The organism is Bacillus haynesii (assembly GCF_001969855.1).
Classification (GTDB): domain Bacteria; phylum Bacillota; class Bacilli; order Bacillales; family Bacillaceae; genus Bacillus; species Bacillus haynesii.
In genome coordinates, this window is record NZ_MRBL01000001.1 from 30326 (window position 1) to 43424 (window position 13099).

The 13099-nt window shown below is 45.2% G+C and carries 15 protein-coding genes; all 15 read right to left on the bottom strand.

The genetic code is table 11. The annotated features are described in order from the left end of the window. Positions 1 to 21: 21 nt before the first annotated feature. A complete protein-coding gene (locus tag BTA31_RS00120; RefSeq protein WP_158039091.1) occupies positions 22 to 714 on the bottom strand; it encodes a VWA domain-containing protein in 693 nt (230 codons plus the stop codon). A gap of 371 nt (positions 715 to 1085) precedes the next feature. Further along, positions 1086 to 1772: a VWA domain-containing protein gene (locus BTA31_RS00125; RefSeq protein WP_043925142.1), complete on the bottom strand. Its 687-nt coding sequence runs from the start codon at positions 1770 to 1772 to the stop codon at positions 1086 to 1088. 316 nt (positions 1773 to 2088) lie between these two features. Next, on the bottom strand, positions 2089 to 3105 hold the full coding sequence (gene spoIID, locus BTA31_RS00135) for a stage II sporulation protein D (RefSeq protein ID WP_076788118.1): 1017 nt from the start codon (positions 3103 to 3105) through the stop codon (positions 2089 to 2091). Positions 3106 to 3301: 196 nt separating this feature from the next. Then, on the bottom strand, positions 3302 to 4612 hold the full coding sequence (gene murA / locus BTA31_RS00140) for a UDP-N-acetylglucosamine 1-carboxyvinyltransferase (RefSeq protein ID WP_043925145.1): 1311 nt from the start codon (positions 4610 to 4612) through the stop codon (positions 3302 to 3304). A 32-nt stretch (positions 4613 to 4644) separates the two neighbouring features. After that, positions 4645 to 5388, bottom strand: a complete 744-nt coding sequence (locus tag BTA31_RS00145) for a YwmB family TATA-box binding protein (RefSeq protein ID WP_076788120.1) — start codon at positions 5386 to 5388, stop codon at positions 4645 to 4647. 135 nt (positions 5389 to 5523) lie between these two features. Further along, entirely contained in the window at positions 5524 to 5757 is a 234-nt protein-coding gene (locus tag BTA31_RS00150) for a DUF1146 family protein (RefSeq protein WP_003186001.1), read from the bottom strand. 381 nt (positions 5758 to 6138) lie between these two features. Further along, a complete protein-coding gene (locus BTA31_RS00155) occupies positions 6139 to 6534 on the bottom strand; it encodes a F0F1 ATP synthase subunit epsilon (RefSeq protein ID WP_003186004.1) in 396 nt (131 codons plus the stop codon). Positions 6535 to 6557: 23 nt separating this feature from the next. After that, positions 6558 to 7979 carry a F0F1 ATP synthase subunit beta gene (gene atpD, locus BTA31_RS00160; protein ID WP_043925146.1) on the bottom strand — a complete coding sequence of 474 codons (1422 nt, stop codon included), beginning with the start codon at positions 7977 to 7979 and terminating at the stop codon, positions 6558 to 6560. Positions 7980 to 8004: 25 nt separating this feature from the next. After that, positions 8005 to 8859, bottom strand: a complete 855-nt coding sequence (gene atpG / locus BTA31_RS00165; protein ID WP_043925147.1) for an ATP synthase F1 subunit gamma — start codon at positions 8857 to 8859, stop codon at positions 8005 to 8007. Positions 8860 to 8947: 88 nt separating this feature from the next. Then, positions 8948 to 10456, bottom strand: a complete 1509-nt coding sequence (gene atpA / locus BTA31_RS00170; RefSeq protein WP_043925148.1) for a F0F1 ATP synthase subunit alpha — start codon at positions 10454 to 10456, stop codon at positions 8948 to 8950. 7 nt (positions 10457 to 10463) lie between these two features. Then, a complete protein-coding gene (locus BTA31_RS00175) occupies positions 10464 to 11018 on the bottom strand; it encodes a F0F1 ATP synthase subunit delta (protein WP_043925149.1) in 555 nt (184 codons plus the stop codon). Next, the gene (gene atpF / locus BTA31_RS00180; protein ID WP_043925150.1) at positions 11015 to 11533 is read right to left on the bottom strand and encodes a F0F1 ATP synthase subunit B; all 519 of its coding nucleotides are present in this window, start codon (positions 11531 to 11533) and stop codon (positions 11015 to 11017) included. Before atpF ends, BTA31_RS00175 begins: the two co-directional genes overlap by 4 nt. Before the next feature lie 173 nt (positions 11534 to 11706). Next, positions 11707 to 11919 carry a F0F1 ATP synthase subunit C gene (gene atpE, locus BTA31_RS00185; protein ID WP_020453260.1) on the bottom strand — a complete coding sequence of 71 codons (213 nt, stop codon included), beginning with the start codon at positions 11917 to 11919 and terminating at the stop codon, positions 11707 to 11709. 49 nt (positions 11920 to 11968) lie between these two features. Then, entirely contained in the window at positions 11969 to 12700 is a 732-nt protein-coding gene (gene atpB / locus BTA31_RS00190; protein ID WP_043925151.1) for a F0F1 ATP synthase subunit A, read from the bottom strand. A 7-nt stretch (positions 12701 to 12707) separates the two neighbouring features. After that, positions 12708 to 13091, bottom strand: a complete 384-nt coding sequence (locus tag BTA31_RS00195) for an ATP synthase subunit I (RefSeq protein ID WP_043925152.1) — start codon at positions 13089 to 13091, stop codon at positions 12708 to 12710. Positions 13092 to 13099 lie beyond the last annotated feature (8 nt).

Consider the following 13099-nt stretch of genomic DNA (forward strand, 5'->3'; position numbering starts at 1 on the left):
CCGTCCCGCTCTCGTATGGAGTTACTGAGACAGTTTTACGCCTTCTTCTTTCCATACCTTTTTAAAATCAGAAGCTGAGTCAGCTTCAATCAATTTTCCGCCGCCAGCATCAGCTACTTTTTTAAGCTTTGCTTTTTCTTTCACGGTTTTTACATCCAGCCCAACGATGTTGACGATCGTTTTAATGTTGGATTTGCGCAGATCTTTTGCTGCCTGAACAGGGTCTCCTCCGCACGTTTCTTCACCGTCTGTCACGATGTAGACATAATTCTTACCATCTTTATCGGCAAGATCTTCTTTTACATCATAAAGAGATTTTGCAATCGGAGACCAGCCTGTTGGCTTAATTCCGCTTAAAGCGTTTTCGAATGAGTTGGAAGAAAACGGCTGCAGATCATAGACGGTTTCTGTCGTACCGCAAGATACTTCTTTTCCGGAGTTTTTATTGTTGCCTTTATGTCCGAATACATTCAGCATCACATTCGCATCGCTTGAAAGCAGGTCAGCAAAATCTGTTACGGATTCTTTGGCAATATCAAATTTTCTTTCTCCTTCAACCTTTTGTGCCATGCTGCCGCTTGCATCAAGTACAACTGCAACATTGACATCTTTTTTGCTGTTATCCGCATTTCCGTTTTCAGCCGCGAAAGCAGCAGCCGGAGCCAATGACAAAAGCATGGTGAACGTTGTTAACAGAGTAAACCTTTTTTTCACCTTTCTCACTTTCCTTTCCGCATTTGTTTTTCGGACAGATCTTCCGTGTCAGATCTGGTCCACCAACATCGTAAGAGAAGGCTTGATAGAAATAAATAGGCCGGATCTCCTTTTCAAATTCACAAATTCTTCATAATACTTACGATAATCGATCGACACTTTCACTTAAGTCCTATCAAAAAAGTCCGCTAAAAGACTGTTTTCGTCCCAATAACACCACAGTGACGACAAATTACCCCTCCAAAGGATTCAGCAGGGTTCAACGTTCTGAAACAATAACTTAATATTTGTAAAGTGTTTCACTTGAGTTTTGACAATCTTTTCATCACAAAAGGAAAGCTGCGGAAACATGTCCACAGCTTTTTTCCAGTTTATTTAGAAAGCTCAATGGCTTCCTGAGTAAAAATTCTTTTGATGTCATTTTTAGTTTTTGCTTGGAAATATTCACCGCCGCCGGCTGCTGCGATGCTTGTCAATTGTCCGTGAAAATCTCCTTCATAATCAAAGCCGATCACGTTGACAACCGCATTAGCTTTGCGCAGTTCTGTTGCGACTTTTACCGGATTGCCACCGCATGTTTCCTCACCGTCTGTCAGCAGGTAGACGACGTTTTTCCCGTTGTTGTTCAGCTGATCAAGCGCGTTTTTGGCATCTTGCAGCGCGTTTGCGATCGGTGTCCATCCAGTCGGCCCGATGCCGTTTAATGAGTTACGGAAGCTTTGCTCGTCATACGTTTGGAACCCGTACACTCCTCTGATTGCATTGCAGGATTGTACTTTTCCGGAATTTTTATTATTTCCCTCTGAACCGAAAACTCTCATGAGCACGTTTGCATTTTCAAGCTTAGAGCCAAAGCTGAACGCCTCATTTTTGGCAAGCTCGTATTTTGAGACCCCGCCGATCTTTTTAGCCATGCTGCCGCTTGCATCAAGCATAATCGCAACGTTAGGCGAATCTTCGGCAACTGTTACCTCCTGTTTTTTCTCAGCTGCAAAAGCAGGCGAACCAAGGCTAAGAACCATAGCGGTCAAAATGCCCAATGTCAGTTTCTTCTTCATTTCTCCCTTTCCCCTTTCTGAAATAAAGTCATTAACACATTATTATCGTAGAAGAACACCAGGGAGAAATAAATAGGGCATGTCTCCTTTTCCTCGTTATTCATTTCAGCATACAACAAGCGGATAAAACAGACTTTATAACCTGTGAATCCTTATGTTGACACGGCTTTTACGGCCTTTTGACGCTGTTCAGCAAGCCCTCCGGCACAGATTCTTGAAATATTTGTATAATATTTTGGTGTGCATCAACTTCATGAGAATGCCAAATTTTGATGACATTCAAAAAGACGCCGCCAATAAGGCAGACGTCTCTTTTTTATTTTTTCGCCATGTATTTATTTAAAAATTCAGCAGCATTGGCTACGGCTGTTCCTTTGTAATAATACTTGACGATGTCTTCTGCTTTTTTGCCGTCTTTCGCCATATAATGCGCTCCGTATTGACTCATTCCTACTCCATGTCCAAAACCTCTTGTCGTGAGGGTAATCTGATTCCCGTCGCGTTTCCAATCAAAGTCTGCCGATTTGAGGCCGAGCTTTTCCCGAATATCTCTTCCCTCAAGCTTCTTTCCATTGATGACGGCAGTCGCAACGCGTTTTCCCGGTGTTCTTTCTGTAATCTCTCCGATGCTGTTTGAGCTGGGCAGTTTGACACCAAGCTTTTGTTCAAATTCAGCGACAGTGAACGTTTTATGGTTCAGGAATTTCGGCGACTTTGTATCCCAGGAGCTTTTCACACTTTGCAGGTACGGAATATCACTTGTCCAATAAGCCCCGGCATTCTCGGTGTACCCGTTGCTCGTCGAGAAAAACGAAGCGTCAATCGGCTTATGCTCATAGGTTAAAATTTTGCCTTGCGTACTGGCTACAGCTTCGGTCACTTTTTTGATTTTCCAATCGTAATCCTTCTTCCACAGCCTGCGAAGTTCCTCTTTGTTTTTATACACCTGGAACATCTGTGTATCATCGACGAGCGAGCCTTTCGGCGATTGTACAGCTTGCTCTGATACCATTTGCCTCACAATATATGTGCGGGCTGCGAGCGCTTGTGCTTTTAAAGCTTCGATATCGAAATCAGCCGGCATTTCCGAGGCAACGACACCGATGACATACTCTTCAAGCGGAATGTCTTCAACTTTCCGGTCAGCCGTTCTGTAGACCGGAATTGAAACGGGAGACTCTTTTAAGGTGACTTGCTTTTTTTCCTCTTGTTGCTGAGCGTGTTTTTCTGTTTTGATAGCCCCCGGTCCCCCGTGAAAAGGGAGGACAAGCAGTGTTGGTATGAGTAAAATCAGCATGCAGATTCCTGCTAGTACAATAAATAGCTGTTTCAAATCAGTGCCCCCATTTCTGTTTTGTCTCTTTCATTTTATGGGCGGGGACAAGCTAATATGACTGTACTTTTCAACTGCGCCTGCGTATTTTAAAAGCCATTCTTGTGCATAATGATAGATATGGGAGGCATACTGATATAGAATACTTGAAACGTAAAAATCAGTATGCCGTATGACATACTGATTTCACGTTGATTTATGCATTTAAATCGGATACAACTTCTTTATTTTCAATATGAACTGCTTCTTCATCGTTAACGCGCTCAATATCAGCGCCGAGACCGGCAAGTTTTTGGTGGAAGTTGACATATCCCCGATCTAAATGTTTTAATTCGGTTACGCGTGTATGACCGTCAGCGACAAGACCAGCAAGGATAAGAGCTGCGCCGGCGCGAAGGTCCGTTGCGGCCACCTCAGCACCTTGAAGCTGCACGGGACCATTAATGATGACAGAACGGCCTTCGATTTTAATATCTCCGTTCATCCGGCGGAATTCTTCCGCATGCATGAAGCGGTTCTCGAAGACGGTTTCTGTGATCATGCTGGTTCCATTTGCGCGCATCAAAAGGGCCATCATCTGTGACTGCATATCAGTCGGGAAACCTGGATGTGGCATTGTTTTTAAATCAATAGGCTTCAATTCAGAAGGGCCGATGATCCGAAGACCGTCTCCTTCTTCAAAGATTTGAACGCCCATTTCTTCCATTTTCGCAATTAAAGATGTTAAGTGCTCAGGAACCGCTCCCTTTACCAGTACATTCCCTTCGGTAATCGCCGCAGCAACCATGAACGTTCCCGCCTCAATCCGGTCAGGAATAATGGTATGTTTTGTACCATGAAGCGCCTTAACGCCTTCAATTTTAATGGTGCCTGTACCGGCACCCCGAATTTTACCGCCCATTGCATTGATATAGTTAGCCAGATCAACGATTTCAGGCTCTTTAGCAACGTTTTCAAGCGTTGTTGTGCCCTCAGCTAAAGCTGCAGCCATAATCAGGTTTTCAGTTGCTCCGACACTAGGGAAATCAAGGTAAATTTTCGCTCCTTGAAGACGGCCTTCTACAGTCGCTTCAATAAAGCCGTTTCCGACCTTAATTTTTGCCCCCATTGCTTCAAAACCTTTCAGATGCTGGTCGATCGGTCTTGAACCGATTGCACATCCTCCAGGCAAAGCCACTCTCGAATGACCTGTGCGAGCAAGAAGCGGACCCATCACCAATACAGATGCGCGCATTTTACGAACATATTCAAACGGAGCTTCCGTAGACAAAGTGCGAGATGCATCAACCGTTACTGTATTATTTTCAAAATGTACATTTGCGCCTAAATGACGTAACACTTCGTTAATCGTATATACATCGGAGAGCGTAGGCACATCACATATTACGCTTTTTTCTTCACTGGCTAATAAAGATGCAGCGATAACTGGTAAAACGGCATTTTTTGCTCCTTCAACTTTGACTGTGCCGTTTAACTTTCGACCGCCGCGGACGATGATTTTTTCCAAGGTATTCCCCTCCGCGTCCCAATTTCTCTATATTAATATTCAGTCGTGACGATTGGTGTGCCAACCGTGACGGTAAGTTTTTCGCCCATTCCCGCATTTCTAAGCGAGACTTGCAGATTCATAAGGTGTTTTTCTGTCTTGATGGATTCTTTCCATTCGTTAGTGTAAGCAGAAACAGAAACGAAATTTGGTTCGATTAAATCTTCAACTGACTTTGCATCAAATTCATGTACTAGTTCATTTGCTTTTTTTTGCAAAACAACATTCATCATACCATTTAAATGGCCCTTTAGACAAGTAAAAATTGCGGTCTTTTCTCGCATTATGTCGAATGCATCCCGTTCAAACTGCTTATATGTAGCATTCCAGTTTTCCCGTGGTCCCGCGCCTTTTTGCTCATACAATAAATACGAAACAAGTCTCTGGTTTTTGTGGGTGGATACCAAATGTATTTTGGAATTGATGTGATTTTTTTTGTCCTGAAAAACACCTGTCGCTTTAACTGTATCATCGTCTTCCCGAGTTAAGGTCCATTGATATTGTCGATGCTGTTTCTTGAAATGTTTCAGTTTTGCAAAAAAATCTTTTTCACTTAGGGTAAGCTGCTTTTTTGTATGCAGGGTCCATTCTTCAAGCTCGACATCATGGCGGCTCAAACCTTCCGCAAGCTGTTCCAGCGGCGTATTGCCCGCTGCTTCAAGCGATTGAAAGACATGAACAATTAAAAATAAAACCACAATAAAAATGAGGGCATTAACCGTTTGTTTTGTCTTCATTCCGCATCATCCTCTCCTACTCTCCATTGTTGACGGATCGCAGGAAAAGCATACGTGGAAAAACAAGGTCCCAGGTGATTTTGCGGAACGCGGCGTTACCCACATTCGTCCATTCCCAAAAATTCTTTTACTCAATCATGAAAATAAATTTTGAAGCTGTCTGGAATAATAAAGATAGTCCAAGAAAAAATTGCTGACGGTGGAGCCGACGGCGATGGTAATGATGATCATTAACACCCTCGCCTGAATGACTTTTCCTTTCCTGATAAGCGGATCAATATTGACCGCCAGAAGAGCCCACCAAGTCAATGCAATAAAAAAAAGATGAACGATGATACTGACAGCAGCCTGTTGTCCGATCTCTTCCATTATTGATGACGCCTCCTTACGTTCAGCCGGTCTGGTGCTTCCGGCCTGCCTAGTCTCTTCTGCTGTAGGGTAAAGGAATGATGCCGGTCATTTCAAGTCATTTTAACAGTTTTGATGTTTCATGTTAAGACGTTCATGGATAGAACTTTTTCCCATAGATGGAGTATCCTCTGTTGCCTGAGGCGTATGTTGAGGAGCTTACTTGAATGCCTTACGTCCTCTTTTTGGTGGAAGAGAACATAGCTTACTATTTTGTATTATAGATAGATTCAAACTAAAAAGGCGAACAATTTGTGAACATTTTTCAACATTTTCAATTCTGTTTGATCATGAATATAAAAGAACCCTTCCCATCCTTAAATATGGGAAGGATCCTTATCTTTATCTCGCAACATCCAACCGGTTAATCGCGCGTTTTAAAGCAAGCTCTGCCCGAATAATGTCAACATCTGGAGTTTGCTTCTGCAAACGTTCCTCGGCACGCCGTTTTGCGGCCAAGGCACGTTCTTTGTCAATTTGTTCAGATGTTTCCGCCGTCTGGGCCAGAATGGTGACATGGTCAGGGCGGACTTCCACTATCCCCCCGCTGACGGCAACCAGCTCAGTTTGACCGTCTTTTTTCAGACGGACTGCAGCAATTTTTAGCGGAGCAACCGTCGGAATATGGCCGGGTAAAATACCAAGCTCACCGCTCTCTGCTCTAACGCTTACCATTTCTATATCCGCATCGTATACTGGGCCGTCGGGAGTAACGATATTGACTTTTAAGGTCTTCATGCTTTTACCCTCCTAGGACCAGATTATACTTCTACACCCATTTCTTTCGCTTTTTCGACAACTTCTTCGATTCGGCCGACAAGACGGAAAGCGTCCTCTGGAAGGTGATCATACTTACCTTCAAGGATTTCTTTAAAGCCTTTTACCGTTTCTTTGACAGGAACGTAAGAACCTTTTTGTCCTGTAAACTGTTCAGCTACGTGGAAATTTTGCGATAGGAAGAACTGTACGCGGCGCGCACGGCTGACGACAAGCTTATCATCGTCAGAAAGCTCATCCATACCGAGAATCGCAATGATATCCTGAAGCTCTTTATAGCGTTGCAGGATTTGCTGTACTTGGCGGGCCACTTGATAGTGCTCTTCTCCGACAATTTCTGGCGCAAGTGCACGAGAAGTTGAAGCCAGAGGGTCAACCGCAGGGTAAATACCCATTTCAGACAGCTTACGTTCAAGGTTTGTTGTCGCATCCAAGTGAGCGAACGTTGTTGCCGGTGCCGGGTCAGTATAGTCATCGGCAGGAACGTAGATCGCCTGAATCGATGTAACAGAACCGACATTTGTAGAAGTGATCCGTTCCTGAAGCTGACCCATTTCAGTTGCAAGCGTCGGCTGATAACCAACCGCTGACGGCATGCGTCCAAGAAGTGCAGATACTTCAGATCCAGCTTGAGTGAATCGGAAGATGTTATCGATAAAGAACAATACGTCCTGGCCTTCTTTATCACGGAAATGCTCGGCCATTGTAAGTCCTGTCAAAGCAACGCGCATCCGTGCACCAGGCGGCTCGTTCATCTGACCGAAGACCATTGCCGTTTTGCCGATAACACCGGAATCTTTCATTTCATAGTAAAGGTCGTTTCCTTCACGCGTACGCTCGCCGACACCTGCGAATACAGAGATACCGCCGTGCTCTTGAGCGATGTTGTTGATTAGCTCCTGAATCAGGACGGTTTTTCCAACTCCCGCTCCTCCGAAAAGACCGATCTTTCCGCCTTTGATATATGGAGCAAGCAAGTCGACGACTTTAATACCCGTCTCTAAGATTTCAACCTCTGTTGATAGCTGATCAAATGTTGGAGCTTCTCTGTGAATCGGATCTTTGGAAGCATCAGCCGGAAGCGGCTCATCCAAATCGATGTTTTCACCGAGTACATTAAATACGCGTCCGAGTGTCACGTTTCCGACCGGAACGGAGATCGGCTCTCCCAGGTCGATGGCTTCCATTCCGCGTGTAACACCGTCAGTTGAAGCCATTGCAATCGTACGAACTGAATCATCACCCAAGTGAAGCGCTACTTCAAGGGTAAGTTCGATATCCACTTCATTCTCGTTCTGCGCTTTATGTGTAACTTTAATCGCATTATATATTTCAGGTAAGTGACCGTCTTCAAAACGAACGTCAACGACCGGTCCCAATACCTGGCTAACGCGTCCTTTTTTCATCTCTATCCCTCCTGACAAGCTTTTTCTATTCTAGGGCAGCTGCACCGCCGACAATTTCCGTAATCTCCTGCGTAATCGCCGCCTGACGGGCACGGTTGTAAGACAGTTCGAGGTCAGCGATAAGCTCTTTCGCATTGTCTGTTGCGTTTTTCATCGCTGTCATCCGCGCAGCATGTTCACTCGCTTTACTGTCCAGAATCGCGCCGAAAATCAAGCTCTCAGCGTACTGAGGCAGAAGCACTTCCAAAATTTCTTCTTCGTCCGGTTCAAATTCATAGGAAGTTCTTTTTTTGTTTGGCGCGATATCTGATAATGGCAGCAGCTTTTTCTCCGTCACCTCTTGAGAAATCGCGCTGACAAAGTGGTTGTAGAACAAGTAAAGTTCATCAAAGGTCTCATCGATAAACATTTGTATCGTACTGTTCGCCAAATCCTTGATTTCCGGAAAGGATACTTCATCCCTGATTCCGGTCATTTCGGAAATGACCGGGATGCCGCGTTTTTTGAAAAACTCGCGCCCCATTTTCCCGATCGCGATGACCGCATATTCGTCTGTTGACTGATGGCGCTCCTGAATTTTCTGGTACGCTTTGCGGAGAACGTTTGCGTTAAAAGCGCCGGCAAGCCCACGGTCAGACGTGATGACCAGATAGCCGGTCCGCTTCACGGGACGGCTCGACATCATCGGATGCGTTCCCGTGTATCCAAGCGCAATATCAGCAACGACTTCCTGCATTTTCTCCATGTATGGAACGAACGATTTCGCTTTACTCTCAGCGCGGTTCAGCTTTGAGGCAGAAACCATTTGCTGAGCTTTGGTGATTTGACTCGTCTTTTTATTTGAAGTAATTCTGGATTTAATATCCCGTAATGAGGCCAAAAGGTTTCACCACCTTTTTGTTTTCAAATTCACTTCGAATTTACGTGAAAAAGAGAGAAAAAGAAGATCTTTTTCTCACTTCAAATGTTTAGTTGCTAGGTGCAAACGTACGTTTAAAGCCTTCGATCGCAGCCTTCATGTCCTCGTCGGCAGGAAGGTTTCCTGTCTGAGCAATTGAATCGAGAAGATCTTTATGGTTTTGATCAAGATACATAAAGAACTCTTCTTCAAAGCGTCTGATGTCCTCTACAGGCACATCATCGAGGAATCCGCGAGTCAGGGCATAAAGAATGGCAACCTGCTTTTCGACGCGGAGCGGCTCGTTCAGATCCTGCTTCAGAACTTCAACTGTACGGGCTCCGCGGTTCAACTTAGCCTGCGTCGCTTTATCAAGGTCAGATCCGAACTGTGCGAATGACTCAAGCTCACGGTAAGATGCCAAGTCTAGACGAAGCGTACCGGCTACTTTTTTCATCGCTTTGATTTGTGCAGATCCGCCGACACGGGATACCGATAATCCAGGGTTGACGGCAGGACGCACGCCTGAGAAGAACAAATCAGACTGCAGGAAGATCTGTCCGTCTGTAATTGAGATAACGTTTGTCGGAATGTAAGCTGAAATGTCGCCAGCCTGTGTTTCAACGAACGGCAATGCTGTTAAAGATCCTCCGCCTTTTGCGTCACTCAGTTTTGCAGCGCGCTCAAGCAGGCGGGAGTGCAGGTAGAATACATCCCCAGGGAATGCTTCACGGCCTGGAGGACGGCGCAGCAGCAAGGAAAGTTCACGATAAGCCGTCGCCTGTTTTGAAAGGTCATCATACACAACCAGCACGTGCTTTCCGTTGTACATGAATTCTTCACCCATCGTAACACCCGCATACGGCGCAAGATACAAGAGCGGTGCAGGCTGGGAAGCGGAAGCAGTGACAACGATGGTATAGTCAAGCGCGCCTTTTTTACGCAGCGTTTCAACGACACCGCGAACAGTCGATTCTTTCTGACCGATCGCAACATAGATACAAATCATGTCCTGATCTCTTTGGTTCAGGATCGTATCAATCGCAATCGATGTTTTTCCCGTCTGACGGTCACCGATGATCAGCTCACGCTGGCCGCGGCCGATTGGAATCAGTGCATCGATCGGTTTAATTCCCGTTTGAAGCGGTTCATGAACGGATTTACGATCCATAACACCAGGTGCCGGGCTTTCGATCGGACGGGTTTTGCTTGTGAGAACCGGGCCCATTCCGTCTACAGGCTGACCGAGCGGATTGACAACGCGGCCGAGCAGCTCTTCACCGACAGGCACTTCCATGATCCGGCCGGTTCTTTTGACTTCGTCACCTTCACGGATTTCTTTGTAAGGTCCCAAAATAACGATACCTACGTTTGATTCTTCAAGGTTCTGAGCTAAGCCCAGCACACCGTTTGAAAATTCGACAAGCTCACCTGCCATACAGTTATCAAGGCCGTGCACGCGTGCGATACCGTCACCGACCTGAATTACCGTACCTACGTCGTGAACTTCTATTTCAGACTGATAATTTTCAATTTGCTGTTTAATAAGAGTGCTAATTTCTTCAGCTTTGATGCTCACTTAGGTTTCACCCCTTCTTTCGATTTTCGCCTGCTAATTGACGTTCTATCCGGTCAAGCTTTCCTCTTACACTGCCGTCATAAATACGGTTTCCGATGCGGATTTTCACACCGCCGATCAGATCCGGATTCACTTCGTTTCTGACGCGCAGTGAAGCGGCGCCTGCTTCTTTCGCAAACACTTGAGAAAAAGAGGAAATTTCCTCTTCGCTGAGCGGTTTTACAGAGTATACGATCGCATCTTCCGTCCCGCGGAACCGGTTCGCCATTTTGACATATTCGTCCGCGAGATCCGGGACGATTGACGTGCGGCTGCGGTCAACGAGAAGATAAAGCGTATGTAAGACTGCAGTCGAAACGGATCCGAACGAGTCTTTTAAAATCTGCTTTTTCTTTTCAGCGGGCACTTTAGGATGACTCAGAACGGCATTGAGGTCTTTATGATCAATAAATATCTTCTTAACGACGGTCAGCTCTTCTTCTATTTCATTGACCTGCTTGGATTCAAGGGCAATGTCAAACAGAGCGGCTGCGTAGCGTTTGGAGACAGCTGATTGGCTCATCGGCTCTCTCCTACTTCTTTAAGATAGTCTTGGATCAATTTTTCCTGGGCTTGTTCGTCCAGCTCTTTTTCGATCACTTTAGAAGCGATCATCACAGACAATGATGCAACCTGCTCGCGCAGCGCGCTGACAGCCTGGTCTCTTTCTTTGACGATCTCGCTTCTGGCTGATTCTTTCATGCGTTCTGCTTCCTGGCGCGCAGCCTTGATGATTTCATCCTTTTGCTGTTCACCCAGTTTTTTCGCGTTTTCAATCAGAGACTGGGATTCTTCGCGTGCTTCTTTCAAAAGCGCCTGCTGCTCTTCAATGAGTTTCTTCGCTTCTTCATTCTTTTTCTCGGCAGAGGAGATCTCTCCGGTAATGTAGTCTTCACGCTCTTTCATTATATTTAATAGCGGCCCTAAAGCGTATTTCTTCAAGAGCGCTAACAAAATCAGCATGGCAACAAGCTGGAACAGCATTGTTCCGGCGTTAAACCCTACTCCAGCACCCATAACCTGTGGTAAAAAAGACATCGAATACGGCAACTCCCTTCTTGCAGATTATCTCTCCGAGGCCATCGAAAAATGTTCTCCCTCTTTTTTCATGAGGATGTTTCTTCCGGCCGTTATAACAGTTCAAGCAACCATAAAGCAATGGCGAAGGCCTCTTGCAGTGATCTTCGCCATTTTACTAGTTATATAAGTTTTTAGCCGAAGAATGCTAAGAACGCGATAACAACAGCGATAATCGGAAGGGCCTCAACCAATGCTACCCCGATGAACATAAGCGTTCTTAATTCTTTTCCAGCCTCAGGCTGACGTGCGATTCCTTCTACTGTACGTGAAACGATAAGTCCGTTACCAATACCTGCACCAAGTGCACCTAATCCAATTGCGATTGCAGCTGCTATTAAATTCATGAAAAAGTTCCTCCTTTAAATTGTTATCCTTATCGGATATGTCTTATTTTTAGTGTTCATGACTTACTTTGTGAGACATGTAAACCATTGTTAACATCGTGAAAATGAATGCCTGGATTGTACCTATGAACAAGCTGAACGCCTGCCATGCAAGCATCGGCACAACCGCACCAATGGTCCCAACCAGCCCTAGGAAAATGCTTTGAGAATAGAAGTTGGTTGCCAGTCCGGCAAGAAGGCCGAGCAGTATTTCGCCGGCGAAAATATTACCGTAAAGACGCAATCCCAATGTTAATGTATTCGCAAATTCTTCAATGATTTTCAGCGGCACTAAATATGGAATCGGTCTGAAAAATTCTTTGGTATACTCCCCCACCCCTTTTCTTTTTACTCCGTAATAATGAGTGAGCCCCATAACCATTACGGCGAGGGTTAAAGTAACAGCCGGATCGGCTGTCGGGGATTTCCACCATAATTCGTGGCCTACTGTAATGGAAAACGGAAGGCCGAGCATGTTGGCAACAAATATGTACATCAGCAGGGTTATGCCAAGGGCGAGAAAGTCTCTGCCGACTTTAAGATCCATTGTGCTGCCGATAATATTGCGAACAAAGTCGACAATCCACTCCATAAAGTTCTGGGCTTTCGTCGGCCGGATCGCGAGTGTTCTTGTGGTCAGCACCGCTATCAGAAAGACGATGATGCTTGTCACAGTAATCATTAAGATACTTGATACATCAAAGTTAAGGCCTAAAAAGTTAACAACTCTTGATTCGTGCAAAGGGTCTTCACCTCTCTTCCATTGATGAACGTTTTAACTGGATAAAGGAATCTATCATAATGACAGGATAAATTGTCATCAACCCCACAATGACGCCTGCCAAATGAATATACTCAGGGTATTTAAAGGCAATGGCCGCCGCGATAATGGCGTTGCACAATCTGGAAGCAGTCCCGAGAGAACGGATCATTTTGCCTTTTGCCACTGCTTTATCGAAGGCCTGCATCCTTTTGGTCAGCAGCCAGAGATTGAAATAGCTGAAAACAGTGCCGGTAATCAGGCCTAAAAAAATCGCCTGATATGGCAGAAATCCATAGCCTAACACGCAGACTGCTAAAATATATAGGACATATTTTTGTTGCCTACGGAATGAAAGACTCGCATCGGTCATCAAATACG